Here is a 17,914-nt window from a genome sequence, read left to right as displayed (position 1 = left end):
GAGGACAAGATGGCGCGATACATAATGGCATTTGAATCGAGTGCCGACGAAACCAGTGTGGCCATTGTTAAAGATGGCATTGAAATCGTGAGCTTGGAGACAGCTACTCAGATTAAAAGTCATCAACGTTTTGGTGGCATTGTGCCGGAAGTTGCTAGTCGGCACCACATTGAACAGGTAACGGTATTAGCTGATGCCGCTTTACAGGATGCCGGATTAACATACCAAGATTTGACGGCAATCGCAGTTACTCAAGGACCTGGCTTGGTTGGGGCCCTGTTGATTGGGGTGACGGCAGCTAAGACAATTGCCTGGGCGCATCAATTGCCGTTAGTGCCAGTTATTCACTTGGCAGGTCACATCAGTGCGGCGAACTTCGTGGCGCCCATCCAATACCCGGCCTTGGCTTTGATGGTTTCAGGTGGGCACACGGAATTAGTTTTGATGCGTGAGGAATACGATTACCTTGTGATCGGTGATACGCGTGATGATGCTGCTGGTGAAAGTTACGATAAGGTTGGTCGAACGATGGGGCTCCAATATCCATCAGGTAAGACAATTGATGAAATGGCGCACCAAGGTGAACCCACATATGATTTGCCACGCGCACTCATGAACGATGATCGCTATGATTTTTCATTTTCAGGCTTGAAGAGCGCGGTGATTAACTTAATGCATAATGCGGATCAACGTGGCGAAACGGTTGACCATATTAACTTAGCGGCTTCCTTCCAAGCAGCTGTGGTTGAGGTCTTAGTCACTAAGACACGACGGGCACTGCAAAACTATCCTGTGAAATCATTTATTGTAGCTGGCGGAGTTGCTGCCAATCGTGGTCTGCGTGATGGACTAACGGCAATGATGGCTGAATTTCCAGAGACAACGTTTATTCCTGTGCCAATTAAGTTGGCTGGCGATAACGCAGCGATGATTGGTGCAGCTGGGGATATTGCATATCGGCATGGTAAGCGTGGTGATTGGTCATTAAATGCTAATCCAGCCCTTGAATTCGATTATTTAGAAGAAGACTAATAAAAAAAGCACGTAACAACTTTTTTCAGCTGTTACGTGCTTTTCTTCTATATAATAATGCAGAATTAATCGTTACGGGTGAGCAACGTTTGACTGATACTGAGTAAGATACGCTTTGATTCGTGTTCAGGCATGTCAGCCAGTCGTTCTAGGGCTGTGTTAGTATAGGCGACCGCCATGTCTTCGGCAACGGCTAGTGCGCCAGAGGCTCGGACCAACTCGCCTAGGTGAACGGCTTCATCATCGGTAATCGTAGCACCTTTGGCGAGTAGCGCTTGAATCTCCTCGTTATCTTGCATGGCAATGATTAAAGGCGCTGAGTAGACTCCTTCACGGACGTCATTCAAGGTTGGCTTACCTAAAGTTGTGCTATCAGCACTGTAATCGAGTAAGTCATCAAGAATTTGGAAGGCCATACCAACGTTGTAGGCAAAGTCAGTTGCGAGGTCCGCAAAATCTTTTGGGGCACGACTGGCAGCAATTCCTAAGTTGGCTGCTAATACAAAGAGGGCAGCTGTCTTACCAGCGATTTGATCTTCATAATTTGCGATGGTCATATCACGCTTATAGTGATTTGTCCGTTGGGTTAGCTCACCAGATAGGATACGTTCTAGGTAACGTGTGGCCATCCGAACAACGTTAATGTCGTTTGTGTTATCAGCCAACGTACGGAATGTTACGGCGAAGAGGTAATCTCCCGTATACGCAGCAACATCCTTACCGAATCGTGACTGAACAGATTCGGCGTGACGTCGCTTGGGCGAGTCGTCGATGATGTCGTCATGGACAAGTGAGGCTGTATGCAACATTTCTACCGTTGCAGCCAAGTTTAATAATGGTTCACGCTCCGCTGGAAAGAAACGACCAATCAAAATTGTGAATGCAGGGCGTAGCAATTTGCCACCGTGCGAGAACATATCTATAAGGGCGGCTTCGACGTCGGCGTCATTGGCGTCTAAGTTAGCTTCGATACGATCTAATACCCCTTGCAGCTCCTTACGAATAGCAGGGAACTCATCCCATATTGGATGTAATGTTGTTTGTGAATGCGTCATAAGATCGGGAAACTCCTTAATTACTACTATATGTATAGTTGAAATAGGGTAGCCAAAATGGCGAATACCCTTAATCAACATAACTGTATGTGTAAACTAAGTACTATTATATAGGAATCATCATGAATAAACACGATAATTTCAACGCACAAGAATTGAAAAGAAATTCGTGAGCCTAAAGGGTGGTAATTAGTTAGGAAATTAGTTATTATAGTTTTCGGAATTAATTATGAAGCCGGCGTGAAAAAAGGTGATACATTTGTCACAACAAAGTTGGCGAAAAAGCTTGCTAATGCATTTAGTATGCTGTATTATATTCTAGTACGTTAAATACGGGTGGGTTATTCACCCGGGTATATTAACGTGCCATCGACAAGCGATGATGTGGGAGGTTGCGACACACCCGGCAGCATTGCCACGGGGCCCATTGCCATGGAGCTCTTTGGGGTGCGTCGGTAGTTTCCACGGAGTTAGTTTCATATTCCAATATGGACGAAGGGAGAATTTATATCATGGCAAGTAAGAAGATTCGTATCCGTTTGAAGGCGTACGAGCACAAGATCTTGGATGCTTCAGCAGAAAAGATTGTTGAGACGGCAAAGCGTACAGGTGCTGAAATTTCAGGTCCTATTCCATTGCCTACTGAGCGTACGTTGTACACGGTTTTGCGTTCACCACACAAGCACAAGGATTCACGTGAGCAATTCGAAATGCGCACTCACAAGCGTTTGATCGATATCGTGAACCCAACTGCTAAGACGGTTGATGCTTTGTCAAAGCTTGAATTGCCAAGCGGTGTTGACATCGAAATCAAGTTGTAATTTTTACAACGCAACAACAAACAACAACTTGCCTGATTAAGCATTTAACTGATCAAAAATTTAGATTTACTATTCAAAGGAGATAGTCATGACTACTAAGGGTATCTTAGGCCGCAAAGTCGGCATGACTCAGGTATTCACTGAGAACGGTGAGCTTATCCCCGTAACGGTAATTGAAGCTACGCCAAACGTAGTTCTCCAAGTTAAGACTTTGGAAAACGACGGTTACAACGCAGTTCAATTGGGTTACCAAGACAAGCGTGCCGTTTTGAGCAACAAGCCTGAGCAAGGTCACGTTGCCAAGGCAAACACGGCCCCTAAGCGCTACATTCGTGAAATCCGCGACGCTGAGGGAGAATTCAATGTTGGGGATGAAGTTAAGGTTGATATCTTCGCTGCTGGCGAAGCTGTTGACGTAACTGGAATCACAAAGGGTCATGGTTACCAAGGTAACATCAAGAAGGATGGCCAATCACGTGGTCCTATGGCGCACGGTTCTCGTTACCACCGTCGTCCTGGTTCATTGGGTGCCATCATCAACCGCGTCTTCAAGGGTAAGAAGTTGCCTGGACGCATGGGTAACCACAAGCGCACTGTACAAAACTTGCAAGTAGTTCGCGTTGATGTAGAAAACAACGTGATCTTGGTTAAGGGTAATGTTCCTGGTGCCAACAAGTCACTTGTTACTGTTAAGTACTCTGTTAAGGCTAAGTAATAAGGACGAAGGGAGGAAACTAACATGACTAAGGTTGCTTTGTTTAAGCAAGACGGCTCAAACGCCGGTGAGATCGAGTTGAACGACTCAATCTTCGGAATCGAGCCAAACAACAACGTTGTTACCGACGCTGTTTTGATGCAACGCGCATCAATGCGTCAAGGTACTCACGCCGTTAAGAACCGTTCAGCGGTTTCAGGTGGTGGTAAGAAGCCTTGGCGTCAAAAGGGAACTGGACGTGCCCGTCAAGGTTCAATCCGTTCTCCACAATGGCGTGGTGGTGGTATTGTCTTCGGACCTACTCCACGTTCATACGCCTACAAGTTGCCAAAGAAGGTTTACCGTTTGGCATTGAAGTCAGTGTTGTCACAAAAGGTTTTGGACTCAGCTTTGGTTGTTGTCGATGCATTGTCATTCGACGCTCCTAAGACTAAGGAATTCAAGGCAGTTTTGAACAACTTGAACGTAAACGAAAAGACGTTGGTTGTCTTGGACGATGATAACGCTAACGCAGCATTGGCAGCACGTAACTTGGAAAACGTTACTGTTATGACTGCAAAGGGTGTTAACGTGCTTGACGTAATCAACAACGATAAGTTGGTTGTAGTTCAATCAGCTTTGGCACAAGTTGAGGAGGTTTTGGCATAATGGACGCACGCGATATCATTTTGCGCCCGGTCATCACTGAACAAACGATGAGCGTTTTGGATGAAAAGCGTTACACGTTTGAAGTTGATGTTCGCGCCACTAAGCCACAAATTAAGCGCGCTATTGAAGAGATTTTCGATGTTAAGGTTGAAAAGATCAACACGGCGAACGTACGTGGTAAGTTGAAGCGTCAAGGACGTTTCGCTGGTTACACTAAGAAGCGTAAGAAGGCAACTGTTAAGTTGACTGCCGCTTCTAAGGACATTCAATTGTTCAACGAAAACTAATTAGGAGGAAATTAGCGTGGCTATCAAGAAGTACAAGCCAACCTCTAACGGTCGTCGTAACATGACGTCTTCAGATTTTGCTGAAATCACTAAGACGACGCCTGAAAAGAGCTTGTTGGAATCAAAGTCAAACACTGGTGCTCGTAACTCATACGGTCACATGACTGTGCGCCACCGTGGTGGTGGACACAAGCGCCAATACCGTATTATCGACTTCAAGCGTACAAAGGATGATGTTCCAGCTAAGGTTGTAGCGATCGAATACGATCCAAACCGTACTGCTAACATCGCTTTGTTGCAATACACTGACGGTACTAAGGCATATATCTTGGCGCCTAAGGGCTTGGAAGTTGGAATGACTGTTCAATCAGGGCCTGAAGCCGACATCAAGGTCGGAAACGCTTTGCCATTGGCAAACATCCCTGACGGAACACAAATCCACAACATCGAGTTGAAGCCTGGTAAGGGTGGTCAATTGGCCCGTTCTGCCGGTGCATCAGCACAATTGTTGGGTAAGGAAGGAAAGTACGTACTTGTTCGCTTGCAATCAGGTGAAGTACGTATGATCTTGGCCGTTAACCGTGCCACAGTTGGAGTTGTTGGTAACGAACAACACTCATTGATCAACTGGGGTAAGGCTGGTCGTCGTCGTTGGAAGGGTCAACGTCCACACGTTCGTGGATCAGTTATGAACCCTAACGATCACCCACACGGTGGTGGTGAAGGAAAGGCGCCAGTTGGACGTCCATCACCAATGTCACCATGGGGTAAGAAGACTGCCGGTAAGAAGACGCGTAACAAGAAGGCTCGTTCAACGAAGTTCATTGTTCGCGGTCGTAAGGGCAAGTAATCACTTACACTCCGTAATTAATAAGTTTTTAGCAAACGAGAGGAGGACCTTAAAATGGGTCGTAGCCTGAAGAAGGGACCATTTGCTGACGCTCACTTGTTGAAGAAGGTTGAAGAAGCCAACGCTTCAGAAAAGCAAGCTGTCATCAAGACATGGTCACGTCGTTCAACGATTTTCCCTAGCTTTATTGGATTGACTTTTGCTGTTTACGATGGACGTAAGCACGTGCCGGTTTTGGTACAAGAAGACATGGTCGGTCACAAGCTTGGTGAGTTCGTCCCTACGCGTACGTTCCGCGGACACGCAGCAGACGATAAGAAGACTAAGCGCAAGTAATATAGGAGGACAATACAATGGCTGAACAAATCACGTCAGCACGCGCCACAGCGAAGATCGTTCGTGTCGCTCCACGTAAGGTCCGCCTAGTGCTTGACCAAGTTCGTGGTAAGTCTGTGGCTGAGGCATTTGCAATTTTGCAATTCTTGCCAAACCACAGCTCAGAAGATGTATACAAGGTGTTGAACTCAGCAGTTGCTAACGCTGAGAACAACTTCTCACTAGATCGCGAAGATTTGGTAGTTGCAGAAGCCTTTGCTAACGAAGGACCAACGCTAAAGCGTTTCCGTCCACGTGCCAAGGGTTCAGCTTCACCAATCAACAAGCGTACAAGCCACATCACGATTGTGGTAAAAGAAAAGTAAGGAGGATTGAGTCATGGGTCAAAAGATTAACCCAACTGGTATGCGTGTCGGCATCATCCGCGACTGGGATGCTAAGTGGTACGCAAACAAGAAGGACTACGCAACGGCTTTGCACGAAGATTTGAAGTTGCGTAAGTACATCGAGACTAAGTTGGCTGACGCATCAGTTTCACGTATCGAAATTGAGCGTACTGCTAACCGCGTGAACATCTCAATCCACACTGCTAAGCCAGGTATGGTTATTGGTAAGGGTGGTTCTGAAGTTGATGCATTGCGTAACGAACTTTCAAAGTTGGTTGCTAAGGGCGAGCGTGTCCACATCAACATCATTGAGATTAAGAAGCCTGATTTGGACGCCCACTTGGTAGGTTCACAAATTGCATCTGACTTGGAGCGCCGTGTGGCATTCCGTCGTGCAATGCGTGGTGCTATCCAACGTGCTATGCGTGCTGGTGCCAAGGGTATCAAGACGCAAGTTTCTGGACGTATCAACGGAGCTGACATTGCTCGAGTAGAGCAATACACTGAGGGTACGGTGCCTTTGCACACATTGCGTGCTGACATCGACTACTCATGGGATGAGGCAACAACTACTTACGGTCAATTGGGTGTTAAGACTTGGATTTACCGTGGTGACATTTTGCCAGAGAAGAAGTCTGTAAAGAAGCAAGGAGGCGAGTAACATGCTAGTACCAAAGCGTGTAAAGTACCGCCGTCCACACCGTGGAAAGATGCGCGGTGAGGCCAAGGGTGGTAAGACAGTTACATTTGGTGAGTTTGGTTTGCAAGCCACTGAATCACACTGGATCTCAAACCGTCAAATCGAGGCTGCTCGTATTGCTATGACGCGTCACATGAAGCGTGGTGGTCAAGTTTGGATCAAGATTTTCCCACACTTGTCATACACTTCTAAGGGTGTTGGTGTTCGTATGGGTAACGGTAAGGGTACTCCAGACGGATGGGTTGCACCTGTCAAGCGCGGCAAGGTAATGTTTGAAGTTGCCGGTGTTCCTGAAGAGGTTGCCCGCGAAGCCTTGCGTCTTGCATCTAACAAGTTGCCAGTCAAGACTAAGATCTTGACTCGCCAAGTGGAGGGTGAATAATGAAGATCAAGGATCTACAAAACGAAATCAAGGGTCTCAGCCAAGCTGAGTTGGTTGCCAAGGAAAAGAGCTACAAGGAAGAATTGTTCAACTTGCGTTTCCAATTAGCTACTGGTCAACTTGAGAACACGGCTCGATTGTCAGAAGTACGTAAGCAAATCGCACGTATCAAGACGGTCATTCGTCAACAAGAATTGAACAAGTAGACTAAGAGAGGAGACCGATATGACTGAAGCTCGTAACGCACGTAAGGTTTACCAAGGCCGCGTGGTTTCAGATAAGATGGACAAGACAATCACTGTTGCCATCGAAACTTATAAGAACCACCCAGTTTATGGTAAGCGTGTTAAGTACACGAAGAAGTTTAAGGCTCACGATGAAAACAACGAAGCTAAGCAAGGTGACATTGTACGCATCATGGAGACGCGTCCAACGTCAGCTACAAAGCGCTTCCGTTTGGTAGAAATCGTCGAGAAGGCCGTTATTATCTAATCGTTTAATCTCGAATCTTACCAATAACGGAAGGAGGACAAAATCGTGATTCAACAAGAGAGTCGTTTGAAGGTTGCTGACAATTCTGGTGCACGTGAGATCTTGACTATCAAGGTTTTGGGTGGATCAGGTCGTAAGTTCGCCGGTATCGGTGACATGATCGTCGCAACTGTTAAGCAAGCTATTCCTGGTGGTACTGTAAAGAAGGGTGACGTCGTTAAGGCTGTTATCGTTCGTACTGTTTCAGGAGTTCACCGTGCTGATGGTTCATACATCAAGTTCGATGAGAACGCTGCAGTCATCGTAAAGGATGACAAGAGCCCTGTAGGTACTCGTATCTTCGGACCTGTTGCGCGTGAATTGCGTGACAATGATTACATGCGTATTGTGTCATTGGCACCTGAAGTATTGTAATTACCATCATTAAATCAAGGAGGAAGCCTCGCATGTTTGTGAAGACTGGTGACAAGGTTAAGGTTATCGCCGGCAAGGACAAGGGCAAGGAAGGTGTAGTCGTAAAGACTTTGGCCGCCAAGGACCGTGTTGTTGTCGAAGGTGTGAACATTGTAAAGAAGCACCAAAAGCCAAACAACCAATACCCACAAGGTGGAATTGTTGAGCTTGAAGCTCCAATCCACGTTTCAAACGTACAATTGCTTGACCCTTCTACTAACGAACCAACTAAGGTTGGTTACAAGGTTGAAGATGGTAAGAAGGTACGTTTTGCTAAGAAGTCTGGAACGACTTTGGCATAATTTCTAGGTGAAAGGAGGAAATCATTATCATGGCAAATCGCTTGAAGGAAAAGTACGTCAATGAAGTAACGCCTTCATTGATCGAAAAGTTTGAGTACTCATCAATCATGCAAGCACCTAAGATCGAAAAGATCGTGCTTAACATGGGTGTTGGTGACGCTGTATCAAACTCAAAGAACTTGGATGAAGCTGTTGCTGAATTGGAATTGATTGCTGGTCAAAAGCCAGTTATCACTCGCGCTAAGAAGTCAATCGCTGGCTTCCGTTTGCGTGAGGGTATGGCAATCGGTACTAAGGTTACTTTGCGTGGTGAGCGTATGTACGACTTCTTGGATAAGTTGATCAACGTTTCATTGCCACGTGTTCGTGACTTCCGTGGAGTTTCACCAAAGGCCTTTGATGGTCGTGGAAACTACACGTTGGGAATTCGTGAACAACTTATTTTCCCAGAAATTGATTACGATCAAGTTAACCGTGTCCGTGGTTTGGATATTGTCGTTGTTACGACTGCCAACACTGACGAAGAAGGTCGTGAATTGCTTACTCAATTGGGTATGCCTTTCGCAAAGTAATCATTCACTGATTTACAGTAATTAATAATAGGAGGCAAACATCAATGTCAATGACTGACCCAATTGCAGATTTTTTGACTCGCATTCGTAACGCGAACATGGTTCGCCACGATTCAGTTGAAGTTCCTGCATCAAAGATCAAGAAGGACATCGCCGAGATCTTGAAGAACGAAGGCTTTGTTCGCGACGTTGAATACATTGAAGATGACAAGCAAGGTGTCATCCGTGTCTTCCTTAAGTACGGTACTGACAAGACTCGCGTTATCACTGGTTTGAAGCGTATTTCAAAGCCAGGATTGCGTTCATACGTCAAGGCAGATGCTGTACCTAAGGTTTTGAACGGCTTGGGTATCGCTATCATCTCAACTTCTGAAGGTGTCATCACCGATAAGGAAGCTCGCGCCAAGAAGATTGGTGGCGAGGTATTGGCTTACGTCTGGTAATAAATAAAATCTAATAAGGAGGTGTCTACCGATGAGTCGTATTGGTAACAAGGTTTTGACTTTGCCTGCTGGCGTTGAATTGTCACGCGAAGGTAACGTCGTTACTGTTAAGGGACCTAAGGGTGAACTTTCACGCGAAGTCGCTTCACAAATCGAGTTCACTGTGGACGGTACGGAAGTAACGTTCACTCGTCCTTCAGATGAAGGACGTATCAAGGCACTTCACGGAACTACTCGCGCTAACGTTGCAAACATGGTTGAAGGTGTAACTGATGGCTTCAAGAAGACTTTGAAGTTGGTCGGTGTCGGATACCGTGCTGCTAAGCAAGGCGACAAGCTTGTCTTGAACGTTGGTTACTCACACCCTGTTGAGTTTGAGGCCCGTGAAGGTTTGACCGTTGAAGTTCCTGATTCAACTACGATCACGGTTGAAGGAATCAACAAGCAATTTGTTGGTGACTTGGCCGCTGAAATCCGTGCCGTACGCGCACCTGAGCCATATAAGGGTAAGGGTATCCGTTACGAGAACGAATACGTTGCACGTAAGGAAGGTAAGACTGGTAAGTAATCTTAAGCTTATAGCTTAAGGCCCGGGCGCAACGTCTCGGGATTTACTTGTTAGTATATCTTTCGAATATATATAAAAGAGGTTACGAACATGATTACGAAGTCAGACAAGAACAAGGTGCGTCAACGCCGACACACGCGCGTTCGTGGAAAGATTTCTGGTACTGCTGAGCGCCCACGCTTGAACGTTTACCGTTCTAATAAGAACATCTACGCGCAATTAATTGATGACGTAGCGGGTGTGACGCTTGCTAGTGCCTCAACTTTGGACAAGTCAGTTGAGACTGCTCCAAAGACTGAACAAGCAGCAAAGGTTGGAGCTTTGATCGCAGAACGCGCCAAGGCTGCTAACATCGAAGTTGTTGTATTTGACCGTGGTGGTTACTTGTACCACGGTCGTGTGCAAGCTTTGGCTGAAGCTGCGCGTGAAGCTGGTTTGAAGTTCTAAGGGAAGGAGGAAATTTAACATGGCTTTTATCGATGCAAACAAGCTCGGCGAGCTTGAAGAAAACGTTGTTGCCATCAACCGTGTTACCAAGGTTGTTAAGGGTGGACGCCGCTTGCGTTTCGCTGCTTTGGTAGTTGTTGGTGACCGTAACGGACACGTTGGTTTTGGTACTGGTAAGGCACAAGAAGTGCCTGAAGCTATTCGCAAGGCCGTTGAAGCTGCAAAGCGCAACATTGTTGCAGTTCCAACTGTTGGTACGACCCTTCCTCACTCTGCAAATGGTGTCTTTGGCGGTGGTCGCATCTTGCTTAAGCCAGCCGTTGAAGGATCTGGAGTGGCAGCCGGTGGTGCTGCTCGTGCCGTTTTGGAATTGGCTGGTGTTGCCGACGTGACTGCAAAGTCATTGGGATCATCAACTCCAATTAACGTTGTGCGCGCAACTTTCGATGCAATCAACTCATTGAAGAACGCTGAAGAAGTTGCTGAATTGCGTCAGGTCTCACTTGAGCACTTGGCAGATTAAGGAGGCAGAAAATGGCTGAACAAGTTAAGATTACTCTTGTTAAGAGTGCTGCCCACCGTTTGCCAAAGCAACGTGCGATTGTTAAGGCCCTTGGTTTGAACAAGGTGTCATCATCAGTCGTGTTGCCTGACAACGCAGCAACGCGTGGTGCAGTGTTTAAGATTGCTCACTTGGTTACTGTTGAAGTAGTTAAGTAAGCATATAAATAGATTGCTTTGAAGGAGGTACAACCTAATGAAGCTTAATGAACTCCAAGTTGCTGAAGGTTCACGCAACGTCCGCAACCGTGTTGGACGTGGTGAGTCATCAGGTAACGGTAAGACTGCTGGACGTGGTCAAAAGGGTCAAAAGGCTCGTGGTAAGGTACGTTTGGGCTTTGAAGGTGGACAAATGCCTTTGTTCCGTCGTAAGCCAAAGCGTGGTTTCACGAACATCAACCGCAAGGAATACGCTGTTGTAAACCTTGACGTATTGAACCAATTCGATAACGGAACTGAAGTTTCACCAGTATTGTTGGTCGAAGCTGGTATCGTTAAGAACGAATTGAGTGGCATTAAGATCTTGGCAAACGGTCAATTGGAAAAGTCATTGACTGTTAAGGCTAACAAGTTCTCAGCCGCTGCTGTTACGGCTATTGAAGCTGCCGGTGGTAAGACTGAGGTGATCTAATGCTGAAAACCGTGCTCAATTCACTGAAGGAAAAGGACATTCGCAAGAAGTTGTTCTTTACTTTGTGGATTCTGATTGTTTACCGATTGGGTGCTTACATTACTGTGCCGGGTATTAACACGGCCGCACTTACTGAGGTAGCAAATTCTGGGCTCGGCAGCATTTTGAATATGTTTAGCGGTGGTGGTCTTACAAACTACTCATTGTTCGCAATGGGGGTTTCACCATACGTTACTGCACAAATCGTGGTACAGCTCCTACAAATGGATATTGTGCCACGATTTGTTGAATGGTCGAAACAAGGTGAAGTTGGTCGACGTAAGTTGAACCAAGTGACCCGCTATTTGACCATTGTTCTAGCGTTTGTCCAATCTATTGGAATCACCGCTGGATTCAATCAACTGAGTCAAGTTAAATTGGTAGAGACGCCAAATTTGGAAACGTACTTGTTGATCGGTTTCATCTTAACTGCGGGAACAATGTTTGCCGTTTGGTTGGGTGAGATGATTACTGAGCGCGGACTCGGTCAAGGTGTCTCAATGTTGATTTTTGCTGGTATCATTGCGCGTGTGCCAGCAGGTGTATACCAACTGTTCAAGGAACACGTTCTCCAAGGTGACGACCCAGCGCGTGGGTGGGCATTCTTGGCTGGTATCTTGTTGATCTTTATCTTGGTTATCGCGTTTGTTACGTGGTTTAACCAAGCAATTCGCAAGATTCCAATGCAATATACACGTCGTTCAACGGGTTCAGGTAACTCATCTTACTTGCCGTTGAAGATTAATGTTGCGGGTGTTATCCCTGTTATCTTCGCTTCATCATTGCTGGTAACGCCACAAACGATTTTGCAAGCTTTTGCAACTAAGTTTGCGGATGCAGGTTGGTACAACACTTTGATGCAATACCTATCAATGCAGACAATGCAGGGTGGTATTGTATACACGTTGTTGATTATCTTGTTTACGTTCTTCTATGCCTTTGTTCAGGTTAATCCTGAAAAGGTTGCGGAGAACCTACAAAAGCAAGGTAGTTACATCGTGGGCGTCTGGCCTGGTCGCGCCACTGAAAAGTGGTTATCAGGTCTGCTGATGCGTTTGTCAGTAGTCGGCGCTTTGTTCCTAGGATTTGTTGCTTTGGCACCTATCCTAGCAACACACATCTTCGGGTTGGATAGTAACCTTGGAATGTCAGGAACATCAGTATTGATTGTCATTGGTGTGGCAATTGATCTGATTCGCCAACTTGAAGGATTGATGATGAAGCGGCAATATGTTGGATTTATTCAAGAAGGAGTCGAAGCAAAATGAGTTTAAATATCATGCTATTGGGCTTGCCAGGTGTTGGTAAGGGTACCCAAGCTGCCAAGATTGTGGAAGAGTACAACTTGCCGCACATCAGTACGGGTGACATGTTCCGTGCGGCTATGGCTAACGAAACTGAACTTGGGTTGAAGGCAAAGTCATTCATGGATGCCGGTAACTTGGTCCCTGACGAAGTTACGAATGGTATCGTTGCTGAACGTTTGGCAGAAGAGGATACGAAGGTTGGATTCATCCTTGATGGATTCCCTCGTAACTTGGACCAAGCAAAGGCATTGGATGAGATGTTGGCAAAGGACGGTCGTTCATTGGACGGTGTTCTTTACTTCACTGCTGATACTGATGTTTTGGTTGATCGTATGATGGCCCGTGGCCGTGCAGACGATACGCCTGAAGTGATTAAGAATCGCTTGGACGTTAACGGAAAGCTTACTGAGCCAATCGCTGAGTTCTATGCCGAAAAGGGTATCTTGAACAAGATCGATGGTGCTCGCGAGCTTGATGTAGTGTTCGCTGATGTAAAGACGTTACTTGATAATTTGAAGAACGCTTAATTATTTAACGAAGCTTTTATTGTTTAATTACAAGTAAGCATGTTATAATAACTTGTTACGTTCTCCATTGTCACAACTAAGGAGGCAGCAACGTGGCCAACGATGTTATTGAAATTTCTGGTGTGGTAAAGGAAACTTTGCCAAATGCCATGTTTACCGTTGAATTGGAAAACGGCGCCGCCATTCTAGCTCACGTGTCAGGGAAGATTCGTAAGAACTTTATTCGCATTTTGCCTGGTGATCGTGTGACGGTTGAAATGTCGCCATATGATTTGACTAAGGGACGTATTACGTACCGCTTTAAGTAGTCAACCATAAAAATATCCAAGGGAGGTAAATACCATGAAGGTTCGTCCATCTGTTAAGCCTATGTGCGATAACTGCAAGGTTATCAAGCGTAACGGTCGTGTGATGGTGATTTGCTCTGCAAACCCTAAGCACAAGCAACGTCAAGGTGCATAATTTGCATTTTGGTCGTAAAACTTATTAAATCTTTGTATAGGAGGTAATCGTAATGGCTCGTATTGCTGGTGTTGATTTGCCTCGCGACAAGCGTGTCGTGATCGCATTGACATATGTATATGGAATCGGTAACGCAACTGCCAAGAAGGTGTTGGAAGAAGCTAAGGTTTCTGAAGACGTTCGTGTTCGTGATTTGACTCCCGACCAAGAGGACGCCATCCGTGCCGTCGTAGACGGTATTAAGGTGGAAGGTGACTTGCGTCGTGAAGTCTCATTGAACATTAAGGCATTGCAAGAAATTGCATCATACCGTGGTATCCGTCACCGTAAGGGCTTGCCTGTTCGTGGTCAAAACACGAAGAACAATGCCCGTACGCGTAAGGGCCCAGCTGTTGCAATTGCAGGTAAGAAGAAGTAATTAATTTTTAAGGAAAGGAGATTACTTGATTATGGCAGGTCGTACTAATCGTAAGCGTCGTGTAAAGAAGAATATTGAGTCAGGTGTTGCACACATCCACGCAACGTTCAACAACACGATCGTGATGATCACCGACGTTCAAGGTAACGCCGTTGCTTGGTCATCAGCTGGTTCTCTTGGATTTAAGGGTAGCCGTAAGTCAACGCCATTTGCTGCGCAAATGGCTGCTGAGGCTGCTGCCAAGGGTGCTATGGAAAACGGCATGAAGACTGTTGAGGTCACTGTTAAGGGACCTGGTTCAGGTCGCGAAGCCGCTATCCGTGCGTTGGCCGCTGCTGGTTTGGAAGTTACGTCTATTAAGGACGTTACTCCAGTACCACACAACGGTTCACGTCCACCAAAGCGTCGTCGTGTCTAATTGCCAGTTGCAACTAGTTCACACAATGCTTTGAAAGGGGTAACAAACAGTATGCTTGAATTCGAAAACCCAAAGATTACGCTGGTTGAAGAGGATAGCAATTACGGTAAGTTTGTGGTTGAGCCGCTTGAACGTGGTTACGGAACTACTTTGGGTAACTCCCTACGCCGTGTATTGTTGTCTTCATTGCCTGGTGCGGCAATCAATTCAGTACAAATTGATGGCGTTTTGCACGAGTTTTCAACGGTCGAAGGTGTCGTTGAAGACGTTACGCAAATCATTTTGAACCTCAAGAAGGTTTCAATGCGCATCGACAGTGATGAAGAGAAGACGCTCGAAGTTAACGTAACCGGTCCCGCTACTGTGACGGCCGGCGACATCGCTGGTGACAGTGATGTGGAGATTTTGAACAAGGACCTTCACATTGCCACTGTTGCGGCTGGGGCTACGTTGCACATGACTTTGTCTGCTGAACGCGGACGTGGTTATGTGTCTGCGGACCAGAATAAGGAATTGCATGATGAAATGCCAATTGGCGTTCTAGCAATTGATTCAATCTTTACCCCAATCGAACGCGTAAACTATCAAGTTGAGAACACGCGTGTGGGTAACCGTGATGACTTTGACAAGTTGACTTTGGACATCTGGACTGATGGATCATTGACTGCTACTGAAGCTATTTCATTGGCAGCTCGCATCATGTCAGACCACTTGAACTCATTCGTTGAGTTGTCAGAACGTGCGGTTAACACACAAGTGATGGTAGACAAGGAAGAAGCACCAACTAGCAAGCATGCCGACACTCCTATTGAAGAGTTGGACTTGTCAGTTCGTTCTTATAATTGTCTCAAAAGGGCCGGGATCAACTCTGTACAAGAGTTGACGGAGCGTACAGAAACTCAAATGATGTCTGTACGAAACCTCGGTCGGAAATCACTTGACGAAATCCAGGAAAAGCTGGCAGTGCTCGGTTTAGGGTTCCGCAAGGAAGATTAGATTAAACGATAGAATTCCAAGTAAAGGAGGACATACTCATGGGATACCGCAAGTTGGGACGTACTAGCTCACAACGTAAGGCTATGTTGCGTGATTTGACGACTGCTTTGTTGATCAACGGTCGCATTCAAACGACAGAAGCTCGAGCTAAGGAAGTTCGCCGTACTGCAGAAAAGATGATTACGTTGGGTAAGCGTGGTGACTTGGCTTCACGCCGTAAGGCCGCTGCTTTCGTACGTAACGTCGTTGCTGACGTACAAACGACTGAAGATAACAAGGTCAAGGTAGAAACGGCTTTGCAACACTTGTTCAACGATGTTGCACCTCGCTTTGAGGGCCGTGCAGGTGGTTACACTCGCATCTTGAAGACGGTACAACGTCGTGGAGACGCTGCACCAATGGTTATCTTGGAATTGGTTGACTAATTTCATTGGTTAATTAATACAAAACAATGAAATCTCTCATGTTACATGGTATAAACCGTTACGATGATGGCAGTAGCCAAGTCTAGGTTGAATGGCAGTGATGTCGCACCGGTAATGTGTGAGGTTTTTTTGTGTCTAAAGAAATTTTCGAAAAAGCCCTGTTCTTAAATTGAACAGGGCTTTTTGTGATCTCTGTTGCTTGATAATGAGACACTATTCAGTACCAAGGCATCCTTATTTATTTTTCGTTATAAAAAGTCTATACTGAGTGTAATAAATGAGATGGGGGTACCATATTATGGCATTACAATTAGATGATATTATTTTTCAAATGACGATTCATTTAACGCCAGGTAGTTTTACAAATAACAAAATTACAATCAATGGGCAAAGTTATCAATACCGTTGCTTGGATGGGGTTCAGATGGGGGATACAGTTCGCGTCGTTCGGGTTGTTGGCGAGACGTTGATTCTGGAAAAAGTACCATCGCGGGGGACTGATAGTGAGTTATAATTTCGATCAGCGGTTGCTTCATCAAACGTTTGTGTTAGACCATGATAATTATGATGTCGGTATGTTGCGAGTGAATGGTATATATTATCAACTTCAGAGTGATGGACCATTATCTATTGGTGATGTGGTCTATGTGGCAGGCATTGTTGGTAACCAATTAATCGTACAAAAAGGAGACATGGGTGATGATAGTATTTAGTATTTTAGCAATTATCGTTGTATTAATTATTGGGGTGATTTTATTTACCGGAGTCCGGATTATTCCCCAAAATATGGTTGGTATGGTTTCTGTGCTTGGTAAATATCAAAAAAAAATTGAACCAGGGTTGCATCTCGTTGTGCCCGTTATTACGCATGTTGATCGTGTTGATCTTGCCCAGGTACCAATTCGACTAAGTGAACAAAGTGTTATTTCGCAGGATAATGCTGAAGTCATTATTTCACTATCGTTGAATTACCACGTCACAAATCCATACAAGTTTACATTTGAGAATGCGGACTCCGTGAAGTCAATGATTCAGCAATCACGTGCACATCTACGTGGAATTATTGGTACGATGGATTTGAATGATGTGTTAAACGGGACGGAACGGATTAACGCCGCGTTGAGTCGCGAATTGGGGTCGATTACGGATGCCTATGGCGTAAACGTGGATCGTATTAACATTGATACAATTCAACCAACACCAGAAATCCAAGAGTCGATGAATAAGCAAATTAACGCAACCCGTGAACGTGAGGCTGCCATTGCACGAGCACAAGGTGAAGCACGTTCAATTGAACTTACGACGAAAGCTAAGAATGATGCGCTAGTTGCAACCGCTGAAGCCGACGCGAAGGCGGTTCGCTTGGCTGCGGATGCTGAGGCCTATCGTATTCAGAAGGCCAATGAGATTTTGAGTCAGGTTGATGGCAATTATTTGGCTGCCCAAAATATTGATGCTTTCCGTGATGTGGCTAAGAGCCCCGCTAACACGGTTATCGTGCCTAATACGGCCATTGACGCACTTGGTGATTTAAAGGTCGCTGGTGCGTTGTTAGGCACTAATAAAGTGAATCAGCCTGTTAAGCCGCTATCAGACTAACCGAATAACAATAAAAAAGACCTTCGCAGCAATTTTTAACTG

The 17,914-nt window shown here is 45.7% G+C and carries 33 protein-coding genes; 32 read left to right on the top strand and 1 reads right to left on the bottom strand.

The annotated features are described in order from the left end of the window. The first annotated feature begins 9 nt into the window (after positions 1–9). Positions 10–1,032 carry a tRNA (adenosine(37)-N6)-threonylcarbamoyltransferase complex transferase subunit TsaD gene (gene tsaD / locus ACJ28U_RS07575; RefSeq protein ID WP_407618870.1) on the top strand — a complete coding sequence of 341 codons (1,023 nt, stop codon included), beginning with the start codon at positions 10–12 and terminating at the stop codon, positions 1,030–1,032. A 65-nt stretch (positions 1,033–1,097) separates the two neighbouring features. Here the strand turns inward: tsaD and ACJ28U_RS07570 are convergent, their stop codons facing one another. Beyond that, the gene (locus tag ACJ28U_RS07570) at positions 1,098–2,087 is read right to left on the bottom strand and encodes a polyprenyl synthetase family protein (protein ID WP_407618869.1); all 990 of its coding nucleotides are present in this window, start codon (positions 2,085–2,087) and stop codon (positions 1,098–1,100) included. A gap of 512 nt (positions 2,088–2,599) precedes the next feature. Here ACJ28U_RS07570 and rpsJ point away from each other — a divergent pair. The 31 genes from rpsJ (at position 2,600) to ACJ28U_RS07415 (ending at position 17,872) form a co-directional block, all read left to right on the top strand. Beyond that, positions 2,600–2,908 carry a 30S ribosomal protein S10 gene (gene rpsJ / locus ACJ28U_RS07565; protein ID WP_004560274.1) on the top strand — a complete coding sequence of 103 codons (309 nt, stop codon included), beginning with the start codon at positions 2,600–2,602 and terminating at the stop codon, positions 2,906–2,908. An 88-nt stretch (positions 2,909–2,996) separates the two neighbouring features. Further along, complete coding sequence (rplC, locus tag ACJ28U_RS07560) at positions 2,997–3,623, top strand: 50S ribosomal protein L3 (protein ID WP_004560273.1); 627 nt, start codon at positions 2,997–2,999, stop codon at positions 3,621–3,623. A 24-nt stretch (positions 3,624–3,647) separates the two neighbouring features. Beyond that, positions 3,648–4,271: a 50S ribosomal protein L4 gene (gene rplD, locus ACJ28U_RS07555; protein WP_004560272.1), complete on the top strand. Its 624-nt coding sequence runs from the start codon at positions 3,648–3,650 to the stop codon at positions 4,269–4,271. Next, a complete protein-coding gene (rplW, locus tag ACJ28U_RS07550) occupies positions 4,271–4,558 on the top strand; it encodes a 50S ribosomal protein L23 (protein ID WP_099088523.1) in 288 nt (95 codons plus the stop codon). Before rplD ends, rplW begins: the two co-directional genes overlap by 1 nt. A 16-nt stretch (positions 4,559–4,574) precedes the next feature. Next, complete coding sequence (gene rplB / locus ACJ28U_RS07545; RefSeq protein ID WP_010369391.1) at positions 4,575–5,408, top strand: 50S ribosomal protein L2; 834 nt, start codon at positions 4,575–4,577, stop codon at positions 5,406–5,408. A gap of 54 nt (positions 5,409–5,462) precedes the next feature. Continuing rightward, positions 5,463–5,744, top strand: a complete 282-nt coding sequence (rpsS, locus tag ACJ28U_RS07540; protein ID WP_004560269.1) for a 30S ribosomal protein S19 — start codon at positions 5,463–5,465, stop codon at positions 5,742–5,744. Between the two features lie 17 nt (positions 5,745–5,761). Further along, complete coding sequence (gene rplV, locus ACJ28U_RS07535; RefSeq protein WP_002827984.1) at positions 5,762–6,109, top strand: 50S ribosomal protein L22; 348 nt, start codon at positions 5,762–5,764, stop codon at positions 6,107–6,109. A 13-nt stretch (positions 6,110–6,122) separates the two neighbouring features. Next, positions 6,123–6,791: a 30S ribosomal protein S3 gene (rpsC, locus tag ACJ28U_RS07530; RefSeq protein WP_010369378.1), complete on the top strand. Its 669-nt coding sequence runs from the start codon at positions 6,123–6,125 to the stop codon at positions 6,789–6,791. A gap of 1 nt (position 6,792) precedes the next feature. After that, positions 6,793–7,212, top strand: a complete 420-nt coding sequence (gene rplP, locus ACJ28U_RS07525; RefSeq protein ID WP_010369375.1) for a 50S ribosomal protein L16 — start codon at positions 6,793–6,795, stop codon at positions 7,210–7,212. Continuing rightward, complete coding sequence (gene rpmC / locus ACJ28U_RS07520; RefSeq protein WP_004560266.1) at positions 7,212–7,418, top strand: 50S ribosomal protein L29; 207 nt, start codon at positions 7,212–7,214, stop codon at positions 7,416–7,418. The genes rplP and rpmC overlap by 1 nt, the downstream gene beginning before the upstream one ends. Before the next feature lie 19 nt (positions 7,419–7,437). After that, the gene (gene rpsQ / locus ACJ28U_RS07515; protein ID WP_004560265.1) at positions 7,438–7,704 is read left to right on the top strand and encodes a 30S ribosomal protein S17; all 267 of its coding nucleotides are present in this window, start codon (positions 7,438–7,440) and stop codon (positions 7,702–7,704) included. Positions 7,705–7,749: 45 nt separating this feature from the next. Beyond that, entirely contained in the window at positions 7,750–8,118 is a 369-nt protein-coding gene (gene rplN, locus ACJ28U_RS07510) for a 50S ribosomal protein L14 (protein WP_004560264.1), read from the top strand. Positions 8,119–8,150: 32 nt separating this feature from the next. After that, the gene (gene rplX, locus ACJ28U_RS07505) at positions 8,151–8,459 is read left to right on the top strand and encodes a 50S ribosomal protein L24 (RefSeq protein WP_010369369.1); all 309 of its coding nucleotides are present in this window, start codon (positions 8,151–8,153) and stop codon (positions 8,457–8,459) included. A 29-nt stretch (positions 8,460–8,488) separates the two neighbouring features. Continuing rightward, positions 8,489–9,031 carry a 50S ribosomal protein L5 gene (gene rplE, locus ACJ28U_RS07500; protein ID WP_010369366.1) on the top strand — a complete coding sequence of 181 codons (543 nt, stop codon included), beginning with the start codon at positions 8,489–8,491 and terminating at the stop codon, positions 9,029–9,031. 44 nt (positions 9,032–9,075) lie between these two features. Continuing rightward, positions 9,076–9,474 (top strand): 30S ribosomal protein S8, encoded by a 399-nt coding sequence (gene rpsH / locus ACJ28U_RS07495; RefSeq protein ID WP_010369363.1) that lies wholly within the window; start codon positions 9,076–9,078, stop codon positions 9,472–9,474. A gap of 31 nt (positions 9,475–9,505) precedes the next feature. Further along, positions 9,506–10,042, top strand: coding sequence for a 50S ribosomal protein L6 (rplF, locus tag ACJ28U_RS07490; protein ID WP_010369360.1), 537 nt, complete (start codon positions 9,506–9,508; stop codon positions 10,040–10,042). A gap of 90 nt (positions 10,043–10,132) precedes the next feature. After that, positions 10,133–10,489, top strand: a complete 357-nt coding sequence (gene rplR / locus ACJ28U_RS07485) for a 50S ribosomal protein L18 (protein ID WP_010369354.1) — start codon at positions 10,133–10,135, stop codon at positions 10,487–10,489. 19 nt (positions 10,490–10,508) lie between these two features. Continuing rightward, a complete protein-coding gene (gene rpsE, locus ACJ28U_RS07480) occupies positions 10,509–11,012 on the top strand; it encodes a 30S ribosomal protein S5 (RefSeq protein ID WP_004560257.1) in 504 nt (167 codons plus the stop codon). An 11-nt stretch (positions 11,013–11,023) separates the two neighbouring features. Next, a complete protein-coding gene (rpmD, locus tag ACJ28U_RS07475) occupies positions 11,024–11,209 on the top strand; it encodes a 50S ribosomal protein L30 (RefSeq protein WP_004560255.1) in 186 nt (61 codons plus the stop codon). A gap of 37 nt (positions 11,210–11,246) precedes the next feature. Beyond that, a complete protein-coding gene (rplO, locus tag ACJ28U_RS07470; RefSeq protein WP_407618868.1) occupies positions 11,247–11,681 on the top strand; it encodes a 50S ribosomal protein L15 in 435 nt (144 codons plus the stop codon). Next, complete coding sequence (gene secY, locus ACJ28U_RS07465) at positions 11,681–12,988, top strand: preprotein translocase subunit SecY (protein WP_099088521.1); 1,308 nt, start codon at positions 11,681–11,683, stop codon at positions 12,986–12,988. The genes rplO and secY overlap by 1 nt, the downstream gene beginning before the upstream one ends. After that, complete coding sequence (locus tag ACJ28U_RS07460) at positions 12,985–13,554, top strand: adenylate kinase (protein WP_010369344.1); 570 nt, start codon at positions 12,985–12,987, stop codon at positions 13,552–13,554. The genes secY and ACJ28U_RS07460 overlap by 4 nt, the downstream gene beginning before the upstream one ends. A 92-nt stretch (positions 13,555–13,646) precedes the next feature. Continuing rightward, complete coding sequence (gene infA / locus ACJ28U_RS07455) at positions 13,647–13,862, top strand: translation initiation factor IF-1 (protein WP_004560246.1); 216 nt, start codon at positions 13,647–13,649, stop codon at positions 13,860–13,862. Between the two features lie 34 nt (positions 13,863–13,896). Beyond that, positions 13,897–14,016 (top strand): 50S ribosomal protein L36, encoded by a 120-nt coding sequence (rpmJ, locus tag ACJ28U_RS07450; RefSeq protein ID WP_004560245.1) that lies wholly within the window; start codon positions 13,897–13,899, stop codon positions 14,014–14,016. A gap of 52 nt (positions 14,017–14,068) precedes the next feature. Next, a complete protein-coding gene (rpsM, locus tag ACJ28U_RS07445) occupies positions 14,069–14,434 on the top strand; it encodes a 30S ribosomal protein S13 (protein ID WP_010369336.1) in 366 nt (121 codons plus the stop codon). Between the two features lie 31 nt (positions 14,435–14,465). Next, positions 14,466–14,852: a 30S ribosomal protein S11 gene (rpsK, locus tag ACJ28U_RS07440; protein ID WP_004560243.1), complete on the top strand. Its 387-nt coding sequence runs from the start codon at positions 14,466–14,468 to the stop codon at positions 14,850–14,852. 51 nt (positions 14,853–14,903) lie between these two features. Beyond that, on the top strand, positions 14,904–15,848 hold the full coding sequence (locus tag ACJ28U_RS07435) for a DNA-directed RNA polymerase subunit alpha (RefSeq protein ID WP_010369333.1): 945 nt from the start codon (positions 14,904–14,906) through the stop codon (positions 15,846–15,848). 38 nt (positions 15,849–15,886) lie between these two features. Continuing rightward, on the top strand, positions 15,887–16,273 hold the full coding sequence (gene rplQ / locus ACJ28U_RS07430) for a 50S ribosomal protein L17 (RefSeq protein WP_004560241.1): 387 nt from the start codon (positions 15,887–15,889) through the stop codon (positions 16,271–16,273). A 298-nt stretch (positions 16,274–16,571) separates the two neighbouring features. After that, positions 16,572–16,787: an NfeD family protein gene (locus tag ACJ28U_RS07425; protein WP_099088520.1), complete on the top strand. Its 216-nt coding sequence runs from the start codon at positions 16,572–16,574 to the stop codon at positions 16,785–16,787. After that, positions 16,777–16,986, top strand: coding sequence for an NfeD family protein (locus ACJ28U_RS07420; RefSeq protein WP_099088519.1), 210 nt, complete (start codon positions 16,777–16,779; stop codon positions 16,984–16,986). The genes ACJ28U_RS07425 and ACJ28U_RS07420 overlap by 11 nt, the downstream gene beginning before the upstream one ends. Continuing rightward, on the top strand, positions 16,973–17,872 hold the full coding sequence (locus tag ACJ28U_RS07415; protein ID WP_407618867.1) for an SPFH domain-containing protein: 900 nt from the start codon (positions 16,973–16,975) through the stop codon (positions 17,870–17,872). Before ACJ28U_RS07420 ends, ACJ28U_RS07415 begins: the two co-directional genes overlap by 14 nt. The last annotated feature ends 42 nt before the right edge of the window (positions 17,873–17,914 follow it).

The sequence above is a fragment of the Weissella sp. MSCH1 genome (genome assembly GCF_045799135.1).
Lineage (GTDB): Bacteria > Bacillota > Bacilli > Lactobacillales > Lactobacillaceae > Weissella.
This window is presented reverse-complemented; position numbering and strand designations above follow the sequence as displayed.